This is a genomic window from Pseudomonas sp. THAF187a (assembly GCF_009363395.1).
In the GTDB taxonomy this organism is placed as follows: Bacteria; Pseudomonadota; Gammaproteobacteria; order Pseudomonadales; family Pseudomonadaceae; genus Aquipseudomonas; species Aquipseudomonas khazarica.
Map to the genome: position 1 here is coordinate 4,721,196 of NZ_CP045349.1, position 24,870 is coordinate 4,746,065.

At 64.1% G+C, this 24,870-nt stretch carries 19 protein-coding genes; 8 read left to right on the forward strand and 11 right to left on the reverse strand.

All coding sequences use genetic code 11. From position 1 onward, the window contains the following. Positions 1–10 precede the first annotated feature (10 nt). Entirely contained in the window at positions 11–1,876 is a 1,866-nt protein-coding gene (locus tag FIV02_RS22045) for an ATP-binding protein (RefSeq protein ID WP_371923198.1), read from the forward strand. A gap of 44 nt (positions 1,877–1,920) precedes the next feature. After that, entirely contained in the window at positions 1,921–3,192 is a 1,272-nt protein-coding gene (locus tag FIV02_RS22050; RefSeq protein ID WP_231499349.1) for a sigma-54 dependent transcriptional regulator, read from the forward strand. Between the two features lie 104 nt (positions 3,193–3,296). On the opposite strand, the gene fdhA is transcribed toward FIV02_RS22050, so the two are convergent. The 8 genes from fdhA to FIV02_RS22090 form a co-directional block, all read right to left on the reverse strand. After that, a complete protein-coding gene (gene fdhA / locus FIV02_RS22055) occupies positions 3,297–4,496 on the reverse strand; it encodes a formaldehyde dehydrogenase, glutathione-independent (RefSeq protein WP_037056281.1) in 1,200 nt (399 codons plus the stop codon). 163 nt (positions 4,497–4,659) lie between these two features. Further along, positions 4,660–5,523, reverse strand: coding sequence for a formyltetrahydrofolate deformylase (gene purU, locus FIV02_RS22060; protein ID WP_047592001.1), 864 nt, complete (start codon positions 5,521–5,523; stop codon positions 4,660–4,662). A gap of 127 nt (positions 5,524–5,650) precedes the next feature. Next, positions 5,651–6,280, reverse strand: a complete 630-nt coding sequence (locus FIV02_RS22065) for a sarcosine oxidase subunit gamma (protein WP_037056277.1) — start codon at positions 6,278–6,280, stop codon at positions 5,651–5,653. After that, positions 6,273–9,296 carry a sarcosine oxidase subunit alpha gene (locus tag FIV02_RS22070; protein ID WP_152489796.1) on the reverse strand — a complete coding sequence of 1,008 codons (3,024 nt, stop codon included), beginning with the start codon at positions 9,294–9,296 and terminating at the stop codon, positions 6,273–6,275. The genes FIV02_RS22065 and FIV02_RS22070 overlap by 8 nt, the downstream gene beginning before the upstream one ends. Then, positions 9,293–9,619 (reverse strand): sarcosine oxidase subunit delta, encoded by a 327-nt coding sequence (locus FIV02_RS22075; protein WP_037056275.1) that lies wholly within the window; start codon positions 9,617–9,619, stop codon positions 9,293–9,295. Before FIV02_RS22075 ends, FIV02_RS22070 begins: the two co-directional genes overlap by 4 nt. 187 nt (positions 9,620–9,806) lie before the next feature. After that, positions 9,807–11,057, reverse strand: a complete 1,251-nt coding sequence (locus tag FIV02_RS22080; RefSeq protein ID WP_037056274.1) for a sarcosine oxidase subunit beta family protein — start codon at positions 11,055–11,057, stop codon at positions 9,807–9,809. Positions 11,058–11,191: 134 nt separating this feature from the next. Next, positions 11,192–12,445, reverse strand: a complete 1,254-nt coding sequence (gene glyA, locus FIV02_RS22085) for a serine hydroxymethyltransferase (protein WP_134676433.1) — start codon at positions 12,443–12,445, stop codon at positions 11,192–11,194. Between the two features lie 691 nt (positions 12,446–13,136). Continuing rightward, the gene (locus FIV02_RS22090) at positions 13,137–13,436 is read right to left on the reverse strand and encodes a hypothetical protein (protein WP_037056501.1); all 300 of its coding nucleotides are present in this window, start codon (positions 13,434–13,436) and stop codon (positions 13,137–13,139) included. 236 nt (positions 13,437–13,672) lie between these two features. On the opposite strand from FIV02_RS22090, the gene FIV02_RS22095 reads away from it, so the two are divergent. The 3 genes from FIV02_RS22095 to FIV02_RS22105 all read left to right on the forward strand — a co-directional run bounded on the left by FIV02_RS22095 (position 13,673) and on the right by FIV02_RS22105 (position 16,603). Further along, positions 13,673–14,713 (forward strand): low specificity L-threonine aldolase, encoded by a 1,041-nt coding sequence (locus tag FIV02_RS22095; protein WP_152489797.1) that lies wholly within the window; start codon positions 13,673–13,675, stop codon positions 14,711–14,713. 230 nt (positions 14,714–14,943) lie between these two features. Beyond that, a complete protein-coding gene (locus tag FIV02_RS22100) occupies positions 14,944–16,092 on the forward strand; it encodes a PAAR domain-containing protein (protein ID WP_152489798.1) in 1,149 nt (382 codons plus the stop codon). Next, positions 16,070–16,603 (forward strand): hypothetical protein, encoded by a 534-nt coding sequence (locus tag FIV02_RS22105; RefSeq protein WP_256663020.1) that lies wholly within the window; start codon positions 16,070–16,072, stop codon positions 16,601–16,603. The genes FIV02_RS22100 and FIV02_RS22105 overlap by 23 nt, the downstream gene beginning before the upstream one ends. 45 nt (positions 16,604–16,648) lie before the next feature. On the opposite strand, the gene gbcB is transcribed toward FIV02_RS22105, so the two are convergent. Beyond that, entirely contained in the window at positions 16,649–17,752 is a 1,104-nt protein-coding gene (gbcB, locus tag FIV02_RS22110) for a glycine-betaine demethylase subunit GbcB (protein WP_152489799.1), read from the reverse strand. Between the two features lie 314 nt (positions 17,753–18,066). On the opposite strand from gbcB, the gene gbcA reads away from it, so the two are divergent. Then, entirely contained in the window at positions 18,067–19,359 is a 1,293-nt protein-coding gene (gbcA, locus tag FIV02_RS22120) for a glycine-betaine demethylase subunit GbcA (protein WP_152489800.1), read from the forward strand. 215 nt (positions 19,360–19,574) lie between these two features. On the opposite strand, the gene typA is transcribed toward gbcA, so the two are convergent. Both typA and thiI read right to left on the reverse strand, forming a co-directional pair. Further along, complete coding sequence (gene typA / locus FIV02_RS22125) at positions 19,575–21,395, reverse strand: translational GTPase TypA (protein ID WP_047585814.1); 1,821 nt, start codon at positions 21,393–21,395, stop codon at positions 19,575–19,577. A gap of 143 nt (positions 21,396–21,538) precedes the next feature. Beyond that, a complete protein-coding gene (thiI, locus tag FIV02_RS22130) occupies positions 21,539–23,047 on the reverse strand; it encodes a tRNA uracil 4-sulfurtransferase ThiI (RefSeq protein WP_152489801.1) in 1,509 nt (502 codons plus the stop codon). Here thiI and FIV02_RS22135 point away from each other — a divergent pair. Next, complete coding sequence (locus tag FIV02_RS22135; protein WP_152489802.1) at positions 23,046–23,234, forward strand: hypothetical protein; 189 nt, start codon at positions 23,046–23,048, stop codon at positions 23,232–23,234. The two genes, thiI and FIV02_RS22135, sit on opposite strands and share 2 nt — an antisense overlap. A 142-nt stretch (positions 23,235–23,376) precedes the next feature. Continuing rightward, positions 23,377–24,783, forward strand: a complete 1,407-nt coding sequence (gene glnA / locus FIV02_RS22140) for a glutamate--ammonia ligase (RefSeq protein WP_037056518.1) — start codon at positions 23,377–23,379, stop codon at positions 24,781–24,783. The last annotated feature ends 87 nt before the right edge of the window (positions 24,784–24,870 follow it).

Consider the following 24,870-nt stretch of genomic DNA (forward strand, 5'->3'; position numbering starts at 1 on the left):
GATGACTATGATGCAATGCCTGCCCGCCAGTACTCACGCCGACCTGATCGTGAAAACGCGCCTGCTTCGCCATCTCTCGCTGGCCTGCCTGCTCCTCCTGCTGGTGCTTGGCAGTGGCTATGCGGCCTACCTGCTGAGTGACCGCAGCGGTATCCAGACGCTGGCCGAAAGCGGCGAGCGCCAGCTCGAACTCAATGCCCGCGCGGTGGAAAGCGAGATCACCAAGTACACCTACCTGCCCAGCCTGCTGGAGCTGGAAGGCAACGTCTCGCGCCTGCTGCAGTTCCCCACGGCGTACCGCAGGCATCACGTCAACCAGTACCTGGCCGGACTGAACCAGCGCAGCGGCAGCCTGGCCATCTACGTGCTCGACCTGGACGGGCGGGTCATCGCCACCAGCAACTGGGACCGCGCCGACAGCTACCTCGGCGAGGACCTGTCGTTCCGTGCCTACTACCAGGATGCCGTGCAGGGCAAGGCCGGCCGCTTCTACGGCATCGGCAGCACCACCGGCGAGGCGGGCTACTACCTGTCTCACGGGTTGCGCGAAGACGGCAAGGTGATCGGCGTGGCGGTGGTCAAGGTGCGCCTGGACACCCTCGAAGAGCGCTGGCAGCGCGCCCACCTGGAAGCCTACGTCAGCGACGAGAACGGCATCATCATCCTCTCCAGCAAGCCCGAGCGCCGGCTCAAGGCCGTGCAGGCGCTGGACGACGCCAGCCGCGAGCGCCTGGCGCGCAGCCTGCAGTATCACTGGGCGGCGCTGGAGGAGCTGCAGTTCGCCGGGCGTGAAGCGCTCGGCGACGGCCTGGAACAGATCAGCCTCGACCACGACGGCAGCATCACCCGCTACCTGCTGCAGACTCGCCCGCTGGTCGACACGCCCTGGCACCTGACGCTGCTCAGCCCGCTGCAGGAGCAGCGCAGCGCCGCCCTGCTCAATGCCCTGCTGGCGGCGGTGGCCTGCGCGCTGCTGGCCTTCCTGCTGATCGCCTGGAACGAACGGCGCAAGGTCATCGCCACCCGCCTGGCCGCACGCGAAGCGCTGCAGGCGGCCAACGACGAACTGGAACGCAAGATCACCGAGCGCACCGCCGACCTGCAGGCCAGCAACGCGCGCCTGCTGGCGGAAGTGAGCGAGCGCGAGCAGGCCGAAACCACTCTGCGCCAGGCCCAGGACGAGCTGGTCCAGGCCGGCAAGCTGGCCGTGATCGGGCAGATGTCCACCAGCATCGCCCATGAGCTCAACCAGCCACTGGCGGCCCTGCGCACGCTGTCGGCCAACACCGTGCGCTTTCTCCAGCGCGGCGCGCTGGATGTCGCCAGCAGCAACCTGCAGAACATCGCCGAGCTGGTCGACCGCATGGGCAAGATCACCGCCAGCCTGCGCGCCTTCGCCCGCCGCGCCGGCGACCAGGGCGAAGCCTCGCTGCAGCAGGCGGTGGACGCCGCGCTGTTGCTGCTGCATCCGCGCCTGCAGCGCACCCGGGTGAAGATCCACCAGGAATTCGCCGAGGCGCGCCTGGCCATCGAGCAGATTCGCCTGGAACAGATCCTGGTCAACCTGATCAGCAACGCCGTCGACGCGCTGCAAGCGCAAGGCGACCGGCATATCTGGCTGAGCGGCAACGCCGAAGCCGAGCACTACCTGCTGGAAATCCGCGACAACGGTCCCGGCATCGCGCCGGAAACCCGCGCCCATCTGTTCGAACCCTTCTTCACCACCAAGCCGGGCGAACAGGGCCTGGGGCTCGGCCTGACCCTCTCGGCCAGCCTCGCCGCCGCCGCCGGTGGCAGCCTCACCGCGCGCCACCCGGAAGAAGGCGGCACCGCCTTCGTCCTCAGCCTGCCCTATCCGCGAGAGCCACAAGCATGAGCGACCGCCTCACCGTCCTGATCGTCGAAGACGACCCCCATGTGCTGCTCGGCTGCCAGCAGGCCCTGGCCCTGGAAGACATTCCCAGCATCGGCGTGAGCAGCGCCGAGGAAGCCCTGGCCCAGGTCGACAGCGACTTCGCCGGCATCGTCGTCAGCGATATCCGCCTGCCCGGCATCGATGGCCTGGAGCTGCTGACGCGCCTCAAGCAACGCGACGCCAGCCTGCCGGTGGTACTGATCACCGGCCACGGCGACATCGGCATGGCCGTGGGGGCGATGCGCGACGGCGCCTATGACTTCATGGAGAAGCCGTTCTCGCCGGAACGCCTGGTGGACGTCGCCCGCCGCGCCCTGGAGCAGCGCGCCCTGGCCCGCGAGGTCAGCGCCCTGCGCCGCCAGCTGGCCGGGCGCCAGGCACTGGAGCAGCGCATCATCGGCCGCTCGCCGGCCATGCAGCAGTTGCGCGAGCTGATCGCCAACGTCGCCGACACCAACGCCAACGTGCTGATCGAGGGCGAAACCGGCACCGGCAAGGAACTGGTCGCCCGCTGCCTCCACGACTTCAGCCGGCGGCAGAGCAAGCAGTTCGTCGCGCTCAATTGCGGCGGCCTGCCGGAAAGCCTGTTCGAGAGCGAGATATTCGGCCACGAGGCGCATGCCTTCACCGGCGCCGGCAAGCGCCGCATCGGCAAGATCGAGCACGCCGACGGCGGCAGCCTGTTCCTCGACGAAATCGAGAGCATGCCGCTCAACCTGCAGATCAAGCTGCTACGCGTCCTGCAGGAGCACAGCCTGGAGCGCCTCGGCTCGAACCAGTCGGTCGCCGTCGACTGCCGGGTGATCGCCGCGACCAAGTCCGACCTCGATGAACTGGGCAAACGTGGCGAGTTCCGCAGCGACCTGTACTACCGGCTGAACGTGGTGACCCTGGAACTGCCGCCGCTGCGCGAGCGCCGCGAGGACATCGCCCTGCTGTTCGAGCACTTCCTGCAGTTGGCAGCGCTGCGCTTCGACCGCGCCGTGCCCGAGCTGGACCGCCAGACCCTGGCCGCGCTCAGCGCCCACGACTGGCCAGGCAACGTGCGCGAACTGCGTAACGTCGCCGAGCGCTTTGCCCTCGGCCTGCCGGTGTTCAAGAAAAGCGGCCAGGCCGACAACAACACGCTGGGCTTCAACGAGGCCGTGGAAGCCTTCGAACGCAGCCTGCTCAGCGCTGCACTGGAGCGCCACGCCGGCAACCTCAGCCAGGCCGCTCAGACGCTGGGCATGGCCAAGACCACGCTGTTCGACAAGGTGAAGAAGTACGGCCTGTAGGTGCAACTTCAGCCGCGCAACGTCTCATGAATCTTGCAAAGGAAAAAAGGGAGCCCGCAGGCTCCCGAAAAAGGCGCGGACCAATGCGCCCAGGGCCGTGAAACTCAGGCTGCGCTGAAGGTCTTGTGCGGGTCGATGACGAATTTCTTCGGCACCCCGGCATCGAACTCGCCATAGCCGCGCGGCGCGTCGTCCAGGTTGATCACCTGCACGCCCACCACTTCGGCGATGTTGATGCGGTCCCACATGATGGCCTGCATCAGCGCACGGTTGTATTTCATCACCGGGGTCTGGCCGGTGTGGAAGCTGTGCGACTTGGCCCAGCCGAGGCCGAAGCGAATGCTCAGGCTGCCGATCTTGGCGGCGGCATCGACCGCGCCCGGATCTTCGGTCACGTACAGGCCGGGGATGCCGATCTTGCCGGCGACGCGGGTCACCTGCATCAGCGAGTTGAGCACGGTGGCCGGTGCCTCGTGCTTGGCCCCCTCGTGGCCATGACCACGGGCCTCGAAGCCCACGCAATCGATGGCGCAATCGACTTCCGGCTCGCCCAGCAGGTCGGCGATCTGCTCGTGCAGCGGGGTGTCCTTGGACAGGTCGGCGATCTCGAAGCCCTGGGCCTTGGCATGCGCCAGACGCGCCGGGTTGAGGTCGCCGACGATGACCACAGCGGCACCCAGCAGGCGCGCCGAGGCGGCGGCAGCCAGGCCGACGGGGCCGGCGCCAGCGACGTAGACGGTGCTGCCCGGACCGACACCGGCGGTCACGGCACCGTGGTAGCCGGTCGGCAGGATGTCGGACAGGCAGGTCAGGTCGCGGATCTTCTCCATGGCCTTGTCACGGTCCGGCAGCTTGAGCAGGTTGAAGTCGGCGTAGGGCACCAGCACGTATTCGGCCTGGCCACCGGTCCAGTCGCCCATGTCGACGTAACCGTAGGCGCCACCGGCACGCGCCGGGTTGACGGTCAGACAGACGCCGGTGTGCTGCTCCTTGCAGGAGCGGCAACGGCCACAGGCGACGTTGAACGGAACGGAAACCAGATCACCGATCTGCAGGCGCTCGACGTCGCGGCCCTTCTCGATCACCTCGCCGGTGATCTCGTGGCCCAGCACCAGGCCGACCTGAGCAGTGGTGCGGCCGCGCACCATGTGCTGGTCGGAGCCGCAGATGTTGGTGGAAACGACTTTCAGGATGACGCCGTGCTCGATCTTCTTGCCGCGCGGGTCCTGCATCTTCGGGTAGTCGATCTTCTGCACTTCGACCTTGCCCGCACCGAGATAAACCACACCACGATTACCAGACATGCGTAACTCTCCTTTCTTTTTGTGGATACAAGGCGCGACCGAAGGGCCACGCGGCCTTGCACTGGAGCTTCTTTCGTCTGTTGCCGGTCACCGCCGGTAAAGCCTGGCAGGGCGGTGAGCGAGAATTTCCCCGGTTTGCGTCCGGGTTACCGGTGATCCGCCCTCAGGCGTTGAGCACCACCGTGCGGTTGGCGTTGAGGAACACGCGGCGGTCGATGTGGTGACCGACCGCACGCGCCAGGGTCAGGCACTCGATGTCACGCCCCTTGGCGATCAGGTCCTCGGGGTAATGGGCGTGATCCACCGCCTCCACGCCCTGGGCGATGATCGGCCCCTCATCGAGGTCGTTGTTGATGTAGTGCGCCGTGGCGCCGACCAGCTTGACCCCCTTCTGGTAGGCCTGGTGATAGGGCTTGGCGCCCTTGAAGCCGGGCAGCAGCGAGTGATGGATATTGATCGCCCAGCCATCGAGCTTCTTGCACAGCTCGGGCGACAGCACCTGCATGTAGCGGGCGAGCACCACCAGTTCGGCGCCGGTATCCTCGATCACCTTGAGCACCTTGCGCTCCTGCGCCGGCTTGTCGGCCGGATCGAGCGGGAAATGGTGATAGGGAATGCCATGCCAGCGCGCCAGCGGCTCGAGGTCCGGGTGGTTGGAGACCACCGCCACCACGTCCATGGCCAGTTGGCCGATGCGCTGGCGATAGAGCAGGTCATTGAGGCAGTGATCGGCCTTGGAGACCATCAGCACCACCTTGGCGCGGTAGCCCGGCGGGGTCAGCTCGACCTGCATCTGGAACGGCGCCAGGCGCTCGGCCAGGCCGTCGCGGAAGGCCTGCTCGTCGAAACCGTCCGGCTGACGAAACTCCACGCGAATGAAGAAGCGCGACGACAGCCGATCATCGAAGCTGTGGTGCTCGGTGACGTAGCAGTGCTGCTCGAAGAGAAAGCGCGTCACCGCGTCCACGGTGCCGAGCACGCTCGGGCAGTGAGCGGTGAGAATCCAGGTATCGGGGGTGCGGCCCATAACAATCTCCGAGACAAACTCCGTTGCTGTTCACCCCTCTCCCATTCATGAGAGAGGGGTCGGGGAGAGGGCTATCCGAGTCAACGCGGTCTGCCCTTCCCGCCTCCCCAGAGGGAGCCGTTGGATATCAAGCCTCGACCGCCAACCCGTACTCGGCGCAGGCATCCTGCAGCCACAGCCAGAAGTAGTCGGCGAAGCTGCGCCGGATCACCAGCTCCCAGGTGTCCTCGCCGACATGGCGAATCACCAGTTGCGACTTGGCGAACACGGTGCCCACCGCCTTGCCGACCGGGAAGTTGCTCGGGTGCACGTCGTAGGACGTGGACTTCATCAGCATCTCGCGCACCTTGGGCCCGGAGAGCTGCAGCAGGGTCTGCCCGCCGCTGACGTTGACCACCGAGAACAGCTGGCCGTCCAGCGCCTCGCGCAGCTTGCGCTCGACGTCGAACTCGGTGCCGCCGGGCACGATCAGCAACCATTCGTCAGGGCCGAGCCACTGCAGCGAGGTGTCGCCATCAGCCACCAGGGTCAGCGCCACCGGCAGCTCCAGGCCGACGGCCTTGTGGATGCCACCGGAGAACGCCGCGTCCCTGGCGTCGCCACGGATCACCAGATGACCGCGCAGCTTCTTCTCGCGCAGGGTCACGCCGGCGCTCTTGCTGCCCTTGCCGGCCAGCTCGTGCAGGCCGGCGTGATGCAGTGGGGATTGCCCGGCGATGTCGGCGGGACGTTGTTGGAACAGGTTGACGTTAGACATTCTGGCGATCCCCTTTCGGGTCATAGAACACGGAGCTGCAGATTTCGGCTTCGATCACGCTGCCATCGACCAGCGGGGCGAACACCCGCTCACCCATACGCTTGAGCCCGCCCTTGACGACGGCCATGGCGAAGCTGTGGCCCATGGCCGCGCTCATGTAGCTGGAGGTGACGTGGCCGACCATCTGCATCGGGATGGACTGTTTCGGGTCGAACACCAGTTGCGCACCTTCCGGCAGCACCTTGTTCGGGTCGACCGGCTTCAGCCCGACCAGTTGCTTGCGGTCTTCGCGCAGGCAGTCGTCGCGGTTCATGCCACGCTTGCCGATCCAGGAGAACGGCTTGGTGCGGCCAACGCACCAGCCCATGTTGAGGTCATCCGGCGTCACCGAGGCATCGGTATCCTGGCCGACGATGATGAAACCCTTCTCGGCGCGCAGCACGTGCATGGTCTCGGTGCCGTAGGGGGTCAGGTCGAACTCCTTGCCCGCCGCGATGATCTGCTCCCACACGCCCAGGGCGTAGTCGGCCTGCACGTTCACCTCGTAGCTCAGCTCGCCGGTGAAGGAGATGCGGAACACCCGCGCCGGCACGCCGCCGACCAGGCCTTCCTTCCAACTCATGAACGGGAAGGCGTCCTTGTCCAGGTCGATGTCGGTGACCTTGGCCAGCAGCTTGCGGCTGTTCGGGCCGGACAGGGTCATGGTGGCCCAGTGGTCGGTGACCGAGGTGAAGAACACCTTCAGTTCCGGCCACTCGGTCTGGTGGTAGATCTCCAGCCACTCGAGCACGCGCGCCGCGCCGCCGGTGGTGGTGGTCATGACGAAATGGTTGTCGGCCAGGCAGGCGGTCACGCCGTCGTCGAAGACCATGCCGTCTTCCTTGCACATCAGGCCGTAGCGGGCCTTGCCCACGTCCAGCTTGGTCCAGGCGTTGGTGTAGACGCGGTTGAGGAACTCGCGCGCATCCGGGCCCTGGATGTCGATCTTGCCCAGGGTGGAGGCATCGAGAATGCCCACGCTGTTGCGCACCGCCAGGCACTCGCGGGCCACGGCGGCGTGCAGGTCCTCACCGTTCTTCGGGAAGTACCAGGGACGCTTCCACTGGCCGACGTCCTCGAACTCGGCGCCGTTGCTGACATGCCAGGCCTGCATCGCGGTGTAGCGCTTGGCATCGAACAGCGCACCACAGTGACGGCCGGCCACGGCGCCGAAGGTCACCGGGGTGTAGTTCGGGCGGAACATGGTGGTGCCCATCTGCGGGATGCTGATGCCCATGGAACGGGCCGCGATGGCCAGACCGTTGATGTTGCCCAGCTTGCCCTGGTCGGTACCGAAGCCCAGCGCGGTGTAGCGCTTGACGTGCTCGACCGACTCGAAGCCTTCACGGGTGGCCAGCTCGATGCCCGCGGCGGTGACGTCGTTCTGCAGATCGACGAACTGCTTCGGCGCACGCGCGGTGTTCTTCTCGTGCGGGACCTGGAACAGCGCCAGCATCGGGTCTTCGTTGAGGATGCTGGCCTTCGGCAGGCTGTCGCTGACGGCCTTGTAACCGGTATCCGCGGCGGCCTTGGCACCGGCCTCGAAGCCGTTGGCCAGCACGTCGCCGAGACCGAACACACCGTTCACCGCACCGGCATCGATGCGCTGCTGGATGCCATTGCCCGCACCGGGAACGAAGCCTAGGATGTCCTCGCGCCACTCGGGACGACCGCCCAGGTGGGAAGCCAGGTGCACCACCGGGCTGTAGCCGCCGGAGCTGACGATCAGGTCGCAGTCCACGACTTCGCCGGGGCTGGTGATCTTGTGGTTCTTGACGTCGATGGCGCAGACACGGGCACCGGTGACACGCTTGCTGCCGCGCGCCTCGATCACCGCACTGCCGGTGAGGATGCGCACGCCACGCGAGCGCGCCTCTTCGACCCAGGTACCACGCGGATTGCTGCGCACGTCGGCCACGGCCACCACCTGGCGACCGGCGTCGAGCCAGTCGAGCACCACGCGGTAGGCATAATCGTTGTTGGTCGACAACACCAGGGCCTTGCCCGGCGCCACGCCGTAGCGGCGCACGTAGGTCGACACGGCGCCGGCGAGCATGTTGCCCGGCGCGTCGTTGTTGGCGTACACCAGCGGCCGCTCGTGCGCACCACTGGCCAGGACCACGCGCTTGGCGCGCACGCGGTGCATGCGCTGGCGCGCCTGGCCCATGGGCGCGACTTCGCCGAGGTGATCGGTGAGGCGCTGATGGATGGTCAGGAAGTTGTGGTCGTGATAACCGTTGACCGTGGCACGCGGCAGCAGGGTCACTTCCGGCAGGCTCTCCAGCTCGGCGACCACCTTGGCCACCCAGTCGCTGGCCGGTTTGCCATCGAGGGTCTGCCGGGTGTCGAGCAGGCTGCCGCCGAACTCTTCCTGCTCATCGGCGAGGATCACACGGGCACCACTGCGACCCGCGGCCAGCGCGGCAGCCAGGCCGGCCGGGCCGGCGCCGACGATCAGCACGTCGCAGTGCTGGTTCAGCTGGTCGTAGATGTCCGGGTCGACCTCGGTGGGCGAACGGCCAAGGCCCGCCGCCTTGCGGATGTACTTCTCGTAGGTCAGCCACAGGTTCTGCGGGTACATGAAGGTCTTGTAGTAGAAGCCGGGCGGCATCATGCCCCCGCCGACCTTGCCGAGAATGCCCATCAGGTCGGTGTTGACGCTCGGCCAACCGTTGGTGCTGCTGGCCACCAGGCCGCCGTACAGGGCCTGCTGGGTGGCGCGCACGTTGGGGATCTGCGTGGCTTCGCGGGAGCCGATCTGCAGCACGGCATTGGGCTCTTCGCTGCCGGCCGCGACGATGCCCCGCGGACGCGAATACTTGAAGCTGCGACCGACGATGTCGACACCGTTGGCCAGCAGTGCGGCCGCCAGGCTGTCGCCCGCGTAGCCCTGATAGTTCTGGCCGTTGAAGCTGAAGCTCAGCGGCTGGCTGCGGTCGATACGACCACCCTTGGCAAGACGATTGACCTGGCTCATGCCGTTACTCCTTCTGCCACGGCTTTCTTCTCGGAGGCGCCGGCTGCGGTGACCGAGGGCTGCTCGCCGACCTTGTAGGTCTCGAGGATCTCGTAGGTCACGGTGTGGCGGGTGACGTTGAAATACTTGCGGCAACCGGCCGCGTGCACCCACAGCTCATGGTGGATACCGCGCGGGTTGTCGCGGAAGAACATGTACTCGCCCCACTCGGCATCGCTGCAGGCATCGGGGTCGAGCGGGCGGGCGATATGCGCCTGGCCCTTGGCATGGAACTCCTCTTCGGAGCGCTGTTCGCCACAGTAGGGGCAGAAGATGTGCAGCATGGTGGCCTCCTGAAACGCTCCCCGCTCGCAGATGCCGACGGGGTTTATCTGGTCTCCCCTCGCCCACCCGTGGGCGAGGGGTCGGGGGAGAGGGCGTGCGGTGTTGGCCGCGCCACCCTCTCCCGGCCCTTCGGGCCACCCTCTTCCGCGAGCGGGAGAGGGTCATCGGTTTTGCGCTACGCGCGTTTTAGTGAGCCACGGCAGCCGCGCCGTGCTCGTCGATCAGTGCACCGGTGTGGAAACGATCGATGGAGAACGGCTTGGCCAGCGGGTGCATCTCACCCTTGGCCAGGCTGGCGGCGAACACGTGGCCCGAGCCCGGCGTGGCCTTGAAGCCACCGGTACCCCAGCCGCAGTTGAAGAACAGGTTGTCCACCGGCGTCTTGGAGATGATCGGGCAGGCGTCCGGGCAGGTGTCCACGATGCCGCCCCACTGGCGGTTCATGCGCACCCGCGAAAGCACCGGGAACATCTCGACGATGGCCTGCAGGGTGTGTTCGATGGTCGGGTAGGAGCCACGCTGACCATAACCGTTGTAGCCGTCGATACCGGCACCGATGACCAGGTCGCCCTTGTCCGACTGGCTGATGTAGCCGTGCACGGCGTTGGACATGATCACGCTGTCGATGATCGGCTTGATCGGCTCGGATACCAGCGCCTGCAGCGGGTGGGATTCCAGCGGCAGGCGGAAACCGGCAAGCCCGGCCATGTGCCCGGAGTTACCGGCAGTGACCACGCCGACACGCTTGGCGCCGATGAAGCCCTTGTTGGTCTCCACGCCGATCACAGCGCCGTTCTGCTTGCGGAAACCGATCACCTCGGTGTTCTGGATCAGGTCGACACCGGCCGCATCGGCCGCACGGGCATAGCCCCAGGCCACGGCATCATGACGAGCAACGCCGCCGCGACGCTGCACGGTGGAGCCCATGATCGGGTAGCGGGTGTTCTTGCTGCAGTCCAGGTAGGGAATCTCCGCCTCGACCTGCCTGGCGTCGAGCAGCTCGCCATCCACGCCATTGAGGCGGTTGGCACTGACGCGACGCTCGGCATCACGCATGTCCTGCAGGGTATGGCACAGGTTGTAGACGCCGCGCTGGGAGAACATGACGTTGTAGTTCAGGTCCTGGGACAGGCCTTCCCACAGTTTCATCGCATGCTCGTAGAGATGCGCGGATTCGTCCCACAGGTAGTTGGAGCGCACGATGGTGGTGTTGCGCGCGGTGTTGCCGCCACCGAGCCAGCCTTTCTCGACCACCGCGACGTTCTTCACGCCAAACTCCTTGGCCAGGTAGTAGGCGGTGGCCAGGCCATGACCGCCACCGCCGACGATGACCACGTCGTACACCGGCTTGGGCGTCGGATTGCGCCACATGCGCTGCCAGTTCTCATGGTGGCTGAACGAGTGCTTGAACAGGCCGAAGCCGGAATAACGTTGCATGGGCATGCTCCAGTTTTTACTCCCCTCTCGCGCTTGCGGGAGAGGGGCCGGGGGAGAGGGTCACTTGAAGTGGATCGCGCCTCATCGATCCACCGATAGCGGGCGGAAGGAAACAGCGCCTTCCACCCTGCGAATTACCGATACACCGGATAATCCGCGCACAGTGCGGCCACCTGCTTGGCGACCTGCGCCTCGACGTCGGCATCGCCGAGGTGGTCGAGGATGTCGCAGATCCAGCCCGCCAGCGCCTGGCACTGCGCGACCTTGAAGCCACGGGTGGTCACCGCCGGCGTGCCGATACGGATGCCGGAAGTGACGAACGGCGACTGCGGGTCGTTCGGCACGGCGTTCTTGTTCACGGTGATGCCGGCACGACCCAGGGCCGCATCGGCCTCCTTGCCGGTCAGCCCCTGCTTGATCAGGCTGAGCAGGAACAGGTGGTTGTCGGTACCGCCGGAGACCACCTCGTAGCCACGCTCGACGAACACTTCGGCCATGGCCTGGGCGTTGTCGATCACCTGCTGCTGGTAGGCCTTGAAGCTCGGCTCCATGGCTTCCTTGAAGCACACCGCCTTGGCCGCGATGACGTGCATCAGCGGGCCACCCTGGGCACCGGGGAACACGGCGGAGTTGAGCTTCTTCTCGATCTCTTCGTTGGCCTTGGCCAGGATCAGGCCGCCACGCGGGCCGCGCAGGGTCTTGTGCGTGGTGGTGGTGACCACGTCGGCGAACGGAATCGGATTCGGGTACAGGCCGGCGGCCACCAGGCCGGCGACGTGGGCCATGTCGACGAACAGCAGGGCACCCACCTTGTCGGCGATGGCGCGAAAGCGCGGGAAGTCGAGGGTCTTGGAGTAGGCGGAGAAGCCGGCCACGATGATCTTCGGCTTGTGCTCCACGGCCAGGCGCTCGACCTCGTCGTAGTCGATCAGGCCGGTGGCCGGGTTCAGGCCGTACTGCACCGCGTTGTACAGCTTGCCCGAGGACGACACCTTGGCGCCGTGGGTCAGGTGACCGCCATGGGCCAGGCTCATGCCCAGGATGGTGTCACCGGCGTTGAGCAGTGCCAGGTAGACGGCGCTGTTGGCCGAGGAACCGGAGTGCGGCTGGACGTTGGCGTAATCGGCGCCGAACAGTTCCTTGGCACGGTCGATGGCGAGCTGCTCGACCTTGTCGACGTACTCGCAGCCACCGTAGTAGCGCTTGCCCGGATAGCCTTCGGCGTACTTGTTGGTCAGGCCGCTGCCCTGAGCTTCCATGACACGCTGGCTGCAGTAGTTCTCCGAGGCGATCAGCTCGATATGCTCTTCCTGACGGCGCTCTTCCTGATTGATGGCGGCGAGCAACGCGTCGTCGTAACCCTGGATCTGGTCCTGCTTGCTGAACATCTCGATTCTCCTGCGCGCCTGCTGGCGGCGGTCTTGGTCGGGCGGGCCGGCAGGCCCATTTGCAGCGATGGTAGGGCCGGCCCTGCCCCCTCAAATGCCTGCCAACGCCGCGAGAGCATTCGTTTGCGACATGCCTCTGTCGCAAACGGAAGCGCCACCCGGGCGGCGCCTCTTGCGCACAGAAAACGGGGATCGTTCGGTGGATAAGCGGTGCACAAGCGGGCGCAGGGCCGATGCCACGCGGGCTCCCGGAATCAGGTCATTTCCCGAGCAATATCAATAAGTTAATAACCAGAGACATACACAGAAGCGGTGGAGCAGGCTGTGGAAAAGCTGTCCATACCAGGCCAGGGGCCTCGCTGGGCCTGACGTACGCTGAACTGATCGATATCCACCCAGGGCTGCGCGCGGACGGAGTTGTCCACCTGCGACCGGGACGACAAGGGGAGGAACGCTGGGGATATGCACAGAATATGTGGATGAAGCTGTGCATAGACTGTTCGGTTAACGGCCCAGGCCAGTACTGACGGGGCTTACCGAGGCGAGAGTAAAAATCGAGCAGGATCAATAAGATAGCATCTGCTTGTGCACAAATACTGTGAGCAGTGCTGTGGGCTGTCTGTGGAAAACCGGCGCCAGGCCAGAGCCGATGCGGCTCCGGCGCAAGCGTGTGCTATTTGCTCAATGCGACTCAAGGCTTGAGCTTGCCGCTGCAGCTGCTGGATGCATTCACCAGACGCTGCTGCATGGCCTGATCAGGCGGCGACTGACGGCTCATGGCTTGCAGCTCGGCCTCGCTGAATTCCTGACTGACCTTGGTCGCGGCGCAGTCGCAATACGCCCTCAGCTGTGGCTCCTCGTAGCCTGCCGGAGCGCCAGCGATACACTGCTGAACGAACTCGGTCTTGGCATTGTCGGACCACTCGGCGGCGGAGGCGGGTACGGCCACGACCAGTGGCAGCGCGATGGCGAGCAGGTGACGATAGGTCATATGAAACTCCTTCTCTTGATTGCGGAAGACGGGCCAGATGCCGCCCTCTGTAGTGGGAACACCATCCGCCGACACGAGTTCCCTCCCTGCGGCGAACGGTCATTCAGGATCCGACCCGGCAGTACGCATCGACACAACAAGTCGTCGCCGCCACGGACGTCCATCCCACCAGCCACGGAGTAAAGTGGTGGCTTTGCCGGCACCCTCGCCGGCTGCGACTCAGAAGGAACGCGCCAATGCCCGACAATGCCCAGCAATTCGCCAGCGACAACTATTCCGGCATCTGTCCCGAAGCCTGGGCAGCCATGGCCGAAGCCAACCTGGGCCACCAGCGCGCCTACGGCGATGACGAGTGGACGGCGCGCGCCGCCGATCACTTCCGCCGTCTGTTCGAGACCGACTGCGAGGTGTTCTTCGCCTTCAACGGCACAGCGGCCAACTCCCTGGCCCTGGCCTCGCTGTGCCAGAGCTACCACAGCGTGATCTGCTCGGAGACCGCGCACGTCGAGACCGACGAATGCGGCGCACCGGAGTTCTTCTCCAACGGCTCCAAGCTGCTGCTGGCCCGGACCGACAACGGCAAGCTGACCCCGCAGGCGATTCGCGACGTGGCACTCAAGCGCCAGGACATCCACTACCCGAAACCGCGCGTGGTGACCCTCACCCAGGCCACCGAGGTCGGCACCGTTTACCGTCCCGAAGAGGTCCGCGCCATCAGCCAGACCTGCGAGGAACTCGGCCTGCACCTGCACATGGACGGTGCCCGCTTCTCCAACGCCTGCGCCTTCCTCGGCTGCAGCCCGGCGGAGCTGACCTGGAAGGCCGGCATCGATGTGCTGTGCTTCGGCGGCACCAAGAACGGCATGGCCGTGGGCGAAGCCATCATCTTCTTCGACAAGGCCCTCGCCGAGGACTTCGACTACCGCTGCAAGCAGGCTGGCCAACTGGCCTCGAAGATGCGCTACCTGTCGGCTCCCTGGGTCGGCATCCTGCAGGACGACGCCTGGCTGAAGTACGCCAACCACGCCAACCACTGCGCGCAACTGCTGGCCACGCTGGTCGCCGACGTACCGGGCGTCAGCCTGATGTTCCCGGTGGAGGCCAACGGTGTGTTCCTGCAGCTGTCGGAACCCGCCATCGCCGCCCTGACCGCCCGCGGCTGGCGCTTCTACACCTTCATCGGCGCCGGCGGCGCACGCTTCATGTGCAGCTGGGATACCGACGAAGCCCGCGTGCGCCAGCTGGCCGCCGATATCCGCGAAGTGATGGGTGCCTGAGCAATCTGCCCTGGCTGAGCATGGCAGCGGCGCAACGCGCCCTTCCATGCAGCCGAGCGGCCTGACCCGGGATGGTTGCTGCGTCACCTAAGCCTCGACTATTCCCTCGAATAGCGACACACGTCATGGAATGAGACCGATCACTCGGGGAACTATCAACCATGTAAAGACACCAAAGACACAGGCCGCCGGATCCAGGCCTGTCGGATACCATTGCAGGAAGCAAAGACATGTCCAAACCCGCAGCTCGCCAAAGTGACCAAGATGCTTGCCCCCTGCCGGGACACGCCGTCAACCCAACCGTCACCGGCTCCCCCGATGTTCTGATCAATGGCCTACCAACACTACGAATAGGCGATAACAGTGCTTGCGGCGATACCGTGGCCGAAGGCATGAGCAGTATTCTGGTCAATGGATTACCGATCGCCTTTCTCGGCAGCTCTACCAGTCACGGCGGCAGCATCATTACCGGCTCGGGAGATGTAGTAGTCGGGAACCAGCACGCGTCTGCCCCTTTCACCGCACCTACCTCCCTGCCGAGCGCCTTCAGTTGCCAGCTACAACTCTTGGCTAGCAACGGGCAGGCGTATTCGTGCTTGCCGTACAGGGTAACCCTGGCAGATGGCTCAATTCAGAAAGGAATTACAGATACATCCGGCACGACCCAGGCAATACGGACCTTCACGCAGATGGCTATCACCAACGTAGAGCTGCTGCCACCGACGGCCGCATCGAACTGCTGCGGCCGCCATGTACAGACTCAGGCAAGCGGTATATCGATCCCGTTGAGTGGAGTGCAAACAACGCAAAACGCCGGAACGAAAACAGCGCCTATACCGGTGAACAAGAGCGACAGGTTCAGAATGCTGACCAGTGGCGAACTCGCCATGGCGCAAAGCCTGTTCAAAGACTCGGTTGACTACACCAAGATAAAAATCCACAGCGAAGAATATCTGCCGTTCGGTCTACAACCGGACAATACGGCGATGACCCCAAATGGTGAGATGTACTTCAATCCGGATTACTACAAGGAAGACTTCTCCCTTCTCCCCAATGATCAACACTGGTTCATGCATGAGATGGTGCATGTATGGCAATACCAACTCGGGTATTGGGTCAGACTACATGGCCTGCTGCTGCACCCCGGCACGCTTTGGGGGCTTCTTGGCGATCCCTACCAGTACGAACTTAAGCCTGGCGACAAGCTGCAGGACTTCAACATGGAGCAACAGGGCGACATCATCGCCGACTACTATTGCTGGTCGACCAACAACGCCACGAGGAGTGCCAGTGGCAGGCGAGTGCCCAGCATAGACGCTTACAAGAACGTTCTCGGCGATTTTCTGAGCAATCCAAATGACCGCAAACTGCTTCCGTAGCGTTTTACTGCCGATCCTGGCCCTCGTCTGCGTGTGTGACGGCTATGCGATGTCTCGACACCATGATGGTGACGCACGTGCCTGGATACGTGACGAGGCGCTGTGCATCGGAGCCAGTGAAACCTATGAAGTGCCTGGCTTCTTTTCTCGCAACGCTCGCCTCGACCAGAATCAGGTGGAGCTGTATGCAGTACAGGTCAATCGACCGTCAGCGCAGGCATGGGAAGCCAGCCTGCCACCCGGCACCACGAGTTCCACCGTGCAGCTACGCCCCGACACCTGCATCGAGTATGGCCAGCCTGTTGCCTCCTTCGAGACCAGGGTCCCACCTCGTGCGCTTGAGCCGGGCATCTATGAGGTTCTGCTACAGGCTGGCGATCAGAAGCGTCGACGAGCGTGGTTCTACAAGCGCTTCTGCTTGGTCGGTAGCGCCGGCAACTGGTCGGTGAGGGATGCCGAACGCCTGGAGGGCACGCATGAGTGGCGTTGCAGCCCACCGCAGACACCATGACGCAGAGCCACTGAAACCCGATGCGCCATGCCGCCGGCAGCTGCGTCAGTAATCGATCGCCACGTCGCCCTTCGGCACGCTGCAGCAGGACAGGATGTAGCCCTCGGCGACGTCTTCGTCGGTGATGCCGCCATTGTGCTCCATCTCCACCTCGCCCGAGGTCTTCATGACCTTGCAGGTGCCGCAGATCCCCATGCCGCAGGCCTTGGGAATGTGCAGGCCGAGCTTGGCCGCCGCCGCATGCACGGTTTCCCCCGGCGCCACCCGGATGCTCTTGCCGGTACTGGAGAACTCCACCTGATTGAGCTCGCCGACCGGCACTTCCGGCGCGTCGGCCGCCTCGGCGGCCAGCTCCTTGACCTCGGCACGAATCTCCGGCGGCGTCGGCCCGAACGCCTCCTCGTGGTAACGGCTCATGTCGTAGCCCGCCGCCTCCAGCAGGCGCTTGACCGCCCCCATGTAGGGGGTCGGGCCGCAGCAGAAGATTTCCCGCTCCAGGTAGTCCGGCGCCATCAGCTCCAGCATCGCCTTGTTCAGGTAGCCGCGATAGCCCGCCCAGGACTCGCCCAGGCCATGCTTCTCGCAAATCACATGCAGGCTGAAGTTGTTGATGCGCGCGGCCATGTGCTCCAGCTCGCGCTGGTAGATGATGTCCTTCGGCGAGCGCGCGCTGTGCACGAACACCATGTCGACATTGGCGTTGGTGTCGTAGAACCAGCGCGCCATCGACATCACCGGAGTGATGCCGACCCCACCGGACAGGAACAGCACCTTGTCCGCCGGGAAGTCGATGGCGTTGAACAGCCCCACCGGGCCGTGCACCGGCACCTCGTCGCCTTCCTTGAGGTTGTCGTGCAGCCAGTTGGAAACCCGGCCGCCCGGCACCCGCTTGATGGTGATGGAGAAGCTGTAGGGCACCGACGGCGAGCTGGAGATGGTATAGGAGCGCATGATCGGCTGCCCCTCGATCTCCAGTTCCAGGGTGACGAACTGCCCGGGTTTGAAGAAGAACAGCACCGGCTGATCGGCCATGAAGCAGAAGGTGCGCACATCCCAGGTTTCCTGAATGACCTTGACGCAGCGCACCACGTGGCGGCCATTGGTCCAGGTCTGGGTAGTCACCGGATTGAGGAAGGCGTTGGCGGTCATGAACGACTCTCCACACGGCCGGACATCGGCCTAATTGCAGCGGATTGTGCGAAAGGCTGGCGGACGTCATTTATCCACCAGCGACATCCGCATGCTTATCGCGACCTGCCCCATTGCACGGGGCTTGGCGCGTCGGAAACGCATCCGGCCATGTCGCCCATGGATAAGGATTCAGCGCGGGCCGGATCCACACTCCGCCTCACCAAGCATGCGTGCCCTTAGCAGGCAGCAGCGACCGCTCGACACCTTGCGGCACATACCGTAACAGCCACTATTTCCGGCAGGTGCCAGGCACCCGCCAATGAGGAGTCATCATGGACTGCACCCAAAACCTGAGCCTGGGCGACCCGCTGGAGCCCGTCCGCAAGGCGACCGCACAGATGCTCAACGAGCGCGACCACAGCTTCTCGCTGCCGCAGCCCTTCTACAACGACGAGCGCCTGTTCCAGGTCGACATGCAGGAGATCTTCCACAAGGAATGGCTGATCGCCGGCATGACCAGCGAAATCCCGACCAAGGGCAACTTCCTCACCCTGCAGATCGGCGACAACCCGGTCATCGTCCTGCGCGGCAACGACGGCCAGGTGCACGCCTTCCACAACGTCTGCCGCCATCGCGGCTCGCGCCTGTGCGTCAGCGACAAGGGCAAGGTCGCCAAGCTGGTCTGCCCCTACCACCAGTGGACCTACGAACTGGACGGCCGCCTGCTGTTCGCCGGCACCGAGATGGGCGAAGGCTTCAACCTTGCCGACTACAGCCTCAAGCCGGTCGCCTGCAAGACCGCCGGCGGCTACATCTTCATCTCCCTGGCGGAAAACCCGCCAGCCATCGACGAGTTCCTCGCGACCCTGACGCACTACATGGAACCCTACGACATGGAGAACACCAAGGTGGCCGTGCAGACCACCCTGATGGAGAAGGCCAACTGGAAGCTGGTGCTCGAGAACAACCGCGAGTGCTACCACTGCAACGGCTCGCACCCCGAACTGCTCAACACCCTGCTGGAGTGGGACGACGTCACCGATCCGCGCGCCAGCCAGGCGTTCAAGGATCAGGTCGCCGAGTGCACCACCCGCTGGGACAAGGACAACATCCCCTACGCTCACGCCAGCTTCGGCCTGCGCAACCGCATCGTGCGCATGCCGCTGCTCAAGGGCACCGTATCCATGACCATGGATGGCAAGCAGGGCTGCAGGAAGCTGATGGGCCGCATCACCGACCCGGACCTCGGCTCGATGCGCATCCTGCACCTGCCGCATTCGTGGAACCACTGCATGGGCGATCACATGATCGTCTTCACCGTGTGGCCGATCAGCGCCCAGGAAACCATGGTCACCACCAAGTGGCTGGTGCACAAGGATGCCGTGGAAGGCGTCGACTATGATGTCGCCCGCCTGCGCCAGGTATGGGACGCCACCAACGACCAGGACCGTCGCCTGGCCGAGGAAAACCAGCGCGGCATCAACTCCACCGCCTACCAGCCCGGCCCCTACTCGAAGACCTACGAGTTCGGCGTGATCAACTTCATCGACTGGTACAGCGAGCGCATGCTCAACAACCTCGGCGACACCCCGGCACAGTCGCTGCGCCAGGTGGCGGGCGAGTGATGACGCTCAGCCTGCTGCTGTTGATCGGACTGACGGCCTACGGGCTGCTGGCCTGTCGACCGCAGCGCGGCTGAGGCAGATACGCAAAACCCCGGCTCCGCATGGAGGCCGGGGTTTTCTTTTGCCGCACGGGGCGCGATGCCCGATGGGCACCACACAATGAAAAACCCCGCCAGATCGCTCTGGCGGGGCTTCTCATTTCAGCCTGGGGAGACTCAGACCTTGGCGCGTTCGAAGCGCTTGCGGTCGTTCTCGTTCAGGTACTTCTTGCGCAGACGGATCGACTTCGGCGTCACTTCCACCAGCTCGTCGTCGGCGATGAATTCCAGCGCCTGCTCGAGGGTGAACTTGATCGGCGGCACCAGAGCGATGACTTCGTCCTTGCCGGAAGCGCGCATGTTGTCGAGCTTCTTGCCCTTGGTGGGGTTGATCACCAGGTCGTTGTCACGGCTGTTGATACCGGCCAGCTGGCCCTCGTAGATTTCCTGGCCCGGCTCGAGGAACAGCTTGCCGCGCGCCTGCAGGGTTTCCAGCGAGTAGGTCAGCGCGGTGCCGGTGGCCATGGAGACCAGTACACCGTTCTGGCGGTTGGACACTTCACCGGCCTTGATCGCGCCATAGTGGCTGAAGGTCGAGGTCAGGATGCCGCTGCCCGAGGTCAGGGTCAGGAAGTTGTTACGGAAGCCGATCAGGCCACGTGCCGGGATGGTGTACTCCAGGCGGATACGACCCTTGCCGTCGGGGATCATGTTGGTCAGATCGCCCTTGCGCAGGCCCATCTGCTCCATCACCGAACCCTGATGCTGCTCTTCGATGTCGATGGTGACGTTCTCGTACGGCTCCTGCTTGTCGCCGGCCTCGTTCTCGATGATCACCACTTCCGGACGGCCAACGGCCAGTTCGAAGCCTTCACGGCGCATGGTTTCGATCAGTACCGACAGGTGCAGCTCGCCACGGCCGGAGACCTTGAACTTTTCAGGAGTCTCGCCCGGCTCGACACGCAGCGCCACGTTGTGCAGCAGCTCCTTGTCCAGACGGTCCTTGATGTTGCGGCTGGTGACGAACTTGCCTTCCTTGCCGGCGAATGGCGAGTCGTTGACCTGGAAGGTCATGCTCACGGTCGGCTGGTCGACGGTCAGCGGCGGCAGGGCCTCGACGTTGTTCTGGTCGCACAGGGTGTCGGAGATGAACAGCTCGTCCATGCCCGATACGCAGACGATGTCGCCCGCGGTGGCTTCCTGCACTTCGACGCGCTGCAGACCGGAGTGACCCATGATCTTCAGGATGCGGCCGTTGCGCTTCTTGCCGTCGGCGCCGATGGCGGTCACCGGGCTGTTGGCCTTGACGGTGCCGCGGGCGATGCGGCCGATACCGATCACGCCGAGGAAGCTGTTGTAGTCCAGCTGGGAGATCTGCATCTGGAACGGGCCGGTGGCATCGACGACCGGTGCCGGCACGTGGTCGACGATGGCCTGGAACAGGGCGTCCATGTTGTCGTCCATGTTCTCGTGATCCATGCCGGCGATGCCGTTCAGGGCCGAGGCGTAGACGATGGGGAAGTCCAGCTGCTCGTCGGTGGCGCCGAGGTTGTCGAACAGGTCGAAGATCTGGTCGATGACCCAGTCAGGACGCGCGCCCGGACGGTCGATCTTGTTGACCACGACGATCGGACGCAGGCCGGCCTTGAACGCCTTCTGGGTCACGAAGCGGGTCTGCGGCATCGGGCCGTCCTGGGCGTCGACCACCAGCAGCACGGAGTCGACCATGCTCATCACGCGCTCCACTTCACCGCCGAAGTCGGCGTGTCCGGGGGTGTCGACGATGTTGATGTTGTAGTCGCCCCACTTCAGTGCGGTGTTCTTCGCCAGAATGGTGATGCCGCGCTCTTTCTCCTGGTCGTTGGAGTCCATCACGCGCTCGTTTTCCGCTTCTTTGCGGTCGAGGGTGCCGGACAGACGCAGCAGTTTGTCGACGAGGGTGGTTTTGCCATGGTCAACGTGGGCGATGATGGCGATGTTGCGCAGATTTTCGATCACTGTTTTTTCCTAGAAAGAGAGCCGCGAGCCGCAAGCGGCAAGCTGCAAGATAAAGCCAAAGAAAAGCCTAAAAACATGACGGATTCAGGTGTCGCAGTCGGGAGGATGCCTGCGGCGCCGCGCACTGCGTCTGATATGTCCTTTCATGGTGACTGCACGCGCCCGTCTTGCGGCTGGTGGCTTGCAGCTTGCGGCTGCCCGAAGGGCCTGTACACGCGCACATTGGCATGCCCCTCGCTCAGCAGGTGGTGGGCATGCAGGCGACTCATCACGCCCTTGTCGCAATACAGCAGGTACTGGCGATTCTCATCCAGTTCCTTGAATTTGTTGTTCAGCGCATAGAAGGGCAGCGCCTGCACTTCGACGCCGGGCACCTCGAGCGGCTCGTCTTCGGCGGCATCGGGATGGCGGATGTCGATGACGATCTGTCCGGCCAGCGCCTCGAAAACGGTCTCGACCTGCACATCCTTGCCCAGCTCGTCGATCACCCGATCGATCGGCAGCTGGGTCGCACGCTCCAGGGCACGCTCGAGAATGGCCATGTCGAACTGCGCTTCTTCCTTCTCCACGCGGTAACCACGCGCCTTGGTGGTCGGGTTGACCGAGATCACCCCGCAGTACTCGGGCATGTTCTTGGCGAACTCGGCGGTGCCGATCTGCGTGGCGGTATCGATGATGTCCTGCTTGTGGCTGGCGATCAGCGGGCGCATCACCAGCATGTCGGTGGCCGAGTCGATCACCGCCAGGTTGGTCAGCGTCTGGCTGGACACCTGACTGATCGCCTCGCCGGTCACCAGCGCCTCGATATCCAGGCGCTCGGCCACGCGGGTCGCGGCACGCAGCATCATGCGCTTGAGGATCACGCCCATCTGGCTGTTGTCGACCTTGGAGAGAATCTCGCCGACCACCTCTTCGAACGGCACGCTGATGAACAGCACGCGCTGCGAGCGACCGAACTTCTGCCAGATATAGTGCGCAACCTCCATCACGCCCAGCTCATGGGCACGACCGCCGAGATTGAAGAAGCAGAAGTGGCTGACCAGGCCGCGGCGCATCATCTGATAAGCCGCCACGGTGGAGTCGAAGCCGCCACTCATCAGCACCAGGGTCTGCTCCAGCGAGCCCAGCGGATAGCCGCCCAGGCCTTCGTGACGATGGTGCACCACGAACAGGCGCTGGTCGCGGATCTCCATGCGCACTTCGACTTCCGGCTTCTTCAGGTCGATACCGGCAGCAGCGCACTCCTGACGCAGTCGGCTGCCGACATGGCGTTCGACATCGATGGAGCTGAACGCATGCTTGCCGCCGCGCTTGCAACGCACGGCGAAGATCTTGCCCGGCAGCTGGTCGGCGTAGTGGCGCTTGCAGTGCTCGGTGATCTCGTCGAGGTCACCCAGCGGGTACTCGTTGACTTCGAGGAACAGACCGATGCCCGGCGTGTTGCGCAGGCGTTCGGTCATCTCGGCGAGCAGGCGCGGATCGTCCAGGTCGGTCTCGACCTCCAGGTTGTCCCACACACCGGTCACCCGCAGTGCGGGGTCGAGGTCGCGCAGCACGGCACGGATGTTCTTCCCCAACTGGCGGATGAACTGCTTGCGCACCGGGCGACTCTTGATGGTGATTTCAGGGAAAACTTTGACGATCAGTTTCATGGATAAGGCGCCCGCTCGAGGCGACGAAAAAACAGGGGCGCGGATTATAGCGGAAATTGCTCAAGCTTTGACCAAAAATACTGCAACGAACACTGCGCGCACCAAAAGCGGGCATTGCCATAATTTACAGCCCCATATCAGTGCAAATATCCCCAGGGAAAATCCGCGCAGCCGGCGTCATGCCTGAGTTTCCAGGCTTCTGCCCAATACAGGGCACTGGCATGCAATTTGCTCCCTTGTGAGGCAGGTCGCCCTGACGGACTATCCCGCCGGGCTTCACCGTACATTCGAGGCTCATAGATAGGAGCCTTTTCCACCTGGAGGACAACATGTCTAAGGCTGTTCAACTGATCAAAGAACACGACGTGAAGTGGGTAGACCTGCGCTTCACCGACACCAAGGGCAAGCAGCACCACGTGACCATGCCGGCCCGTGACGCCCTGGACGAAGATTTCTTCGAGCACGGCAAGATGTTCGACGGCTCGTCCATCCATGGCTGGAAAGGCATCGAAGCCTCCGACATGATCCTGATGCCGGTCGACGAGACCGCCGTACTGGATCCGTTCACCGAAGAACCGACCCTGATCCTGGTCTGCGACATCATCGAGCCGAGCACCATGCAGGGCTATGACCGCGACCCGCGTTCCATCGCCAAGCGCGCCGAAGAGTTCCTGAAGTCCACCGGCATCGGCGACACCGTATTCGTCGGCCCGGAGCCCGAGTTCTTCATCTTCGATGAAGTCAAGTTCAAGTCCGACATCTCCGGCTCGATGTTCAAGATCTACTCCGAGCAAGGTTCCTGGATGACCGACGGCGACGTCGAAGGCGGCAACAAGGGGCACCGCCCGGCCGTCAAGGGCGGTTACTTCCCGGTTCCGCCGTGCGACCACGACCACGAAATCCGTACCGCCATGTGCAACGCCATGGAAGAGATGGGCCTGGTCGTCGAAGTGCACCACCACGAAGTGGCCACTGCCGGTCAGAACGAAATCGGCGTGAAGTTCAACACCCTGGTCAACAAGGCTGACGAAGTTCAGACCCTGAAGTACTGCGTGCACAACGTGGCCGACGCCTACGGCAAGACCGCCACCTTCATGCCGAAGCCGCTGTACGGCGACAACGGCTCGGGCATGCACGTGCACATGTCGATCTCCAAAGACGGCAAGAACACCTTCTCCGGTGAAGGCTATGCCGGTCTGTCCGAGACCGCCCTGTACTTCATCGGCGGCATCATCAAGCACGGTAAGGCCCTGAACGGCTTCACCAACCCGTCGACCAACTCCTACAAGCGTCTGGTTCCGGGCTTCGAAGCACCGGTCATGCTGGCCTACTCGGCTCGCAACCGCTCCGCCTCGATCCGTATCCCGTACGTCGCCAGCCCGAAAGCCCGCCGCATCGAAGCGCGCTTCCCGGACCCGGCTGCCAACCCGTACCTGGCCTTCGCCGCTCTGCTGATGGCCGGTCTGGACGGTATCCAGAACAAGATCCACCCGGGCGATGCCGCTGACAAGAACCTCTACGATCTGCCGCCGGAAGAAGGCAAGCTGATCCCGCAGGTTTGCGGCAGCCTGAAAGAAGCCCTGGAAGAGCTGGACAAGGGCCGCGCGTTCCTGACCAAGGGCGGCGTGTTCTCCGACGACTTCATCGATGCCTACATCGAGCTGAAGAGCGAAGAAGAAATCAAGGTACGTACCTTCGTACACCCGCTGGAATACGACCTGTACTACAGCGTCTAAGCCAGTGCCGCGCCGCCTTCGGGCGGCGCGTTCGAAAGCCCCGCCCGGCCCTGCCAGGCGGGGCTTTTTTCATTTAAGGGGCAGACG

Excerpts from the sequence above, each read along its gene's own strand:
- FIV02_RS22045 (WP_371923198.1), top strand. The coding sequence starts at position 11 with ATGCAATGCCTGCCCGCCAGTACTCACGCCGACCTGATCGTGAAAACG.
- fdhA (WP_037056281.1), bottom strand. The coding sequence starts at position 4,496 with ATGTCTGGTAATCGTGGTGTGGTTTATCTCGGTGCGGGCAAGGTCGAA.
- purU (WP_047592001.1), bottom strand. The coding sequence starts at position 5,523 with ATGGGCCGCACCCCCGATACCTGGATTCTCACCGCTCACTGCCCGAGC.
- FIV02_RS22065 (WP_037056277.1), bottom strand. The coding sequence starts at position 6,280 with ATGTCTAACGTCAACCTGTTCCAACAACGTCCCGCCGACATCGCCGGG.
- FIV02_RS22070 (WP_152489796.1), bottom strand. The coding sequence starts at position 9,296 with ATGAGCCAGGTCAATCGTCTTGCCAAGGGTGGTCGTATCGACCGCAGC.
- FIV02_RS22075 (WP_037056275.1), bottom strand. The coding sequence starts at position 9,619 with ATGCTGCACATCTTCTGCCCCTACTGTGGCGAACAGCGCTCCGAAGAG.
- FIV02_RS22080 (WP_037056274.1), bottom strand. The coding sequence starts at position 11,057 with ATGCAACGTTATTCCGGCTTCGGCCTGTTCAAGCACTCGTTCAGCCAC.
- glyA (WP_134676433.1), bottom strand. The coding sequence starts at position 12,445 with ATGTTCAGCAAGCAGGACCAGATCCAGGGTTACGACGACGCGTTGCTC.
- FIV02_RS22090 (WP_037056501.1), bottom strand. The coding sequence starts at position 13,436 with ATGACCTATCGTCACCTGCTCGCCATCGCGCTGCCACTGGTCGTGGCC.
- FIV02_RS22095 (WP_152489797.1), top strand. The coding sequence starts at position 13,673 with ATGCCCGACAATGCCCAGCAATTCGCCAGCGACAACTATTCCGGCATC.
- FIV02_RS22100 (WP_152489798.1), top strand. The coding sequence starts at position 14,944 with ATGTCCAAACCCGCAGCTCGCCAAAGTGACCAAGATGCTTGCCCCCTG.
- FIV02_RS22105 (WP_256663020.1), top strand. The coding sequence starts at position 16,070 with ATGACCGCAAACTGCTTCCGTAGCGTTTTACTGCCGATCCTGGCCCTC.
- gbcB (WP_152489799.1), bottom strand. The coding sequence starts at position 17,752 with ATGACCGCCAACGCCTTCCTCAATCCGGTGACTACCCAGACCTGGACC.
- gbcA (WP_152489800.1), top strand. The coding sequence starts at position 18,067 with ATGGACTGCACCCAAAACCTGAGCCTGGGCGACCCGCTGGAGCCCGTC.
- FIV02_RS22135 (WP_152489802.1), top strand. The coding sequence starts at position 23,046 with ATGGATAAGGCGCCCGCTCGAGGCGACGAAAAAACAGGGGCGCGGATT.
- thiI (WP_152489801.1), bottom strand. The coding sequence starts at position 23,047 with ATGAAACTGATCGTCAAAGTTTTCCCTGAAATCACCATCAAGAGTCGC.
- glnA (WP_037056518.1), top strand. The coding sequence starts at position 23,377 with ATGTCTAAGGCTGTTCAACTGATCAAAGAACACGACGTGAAGTGGGTA.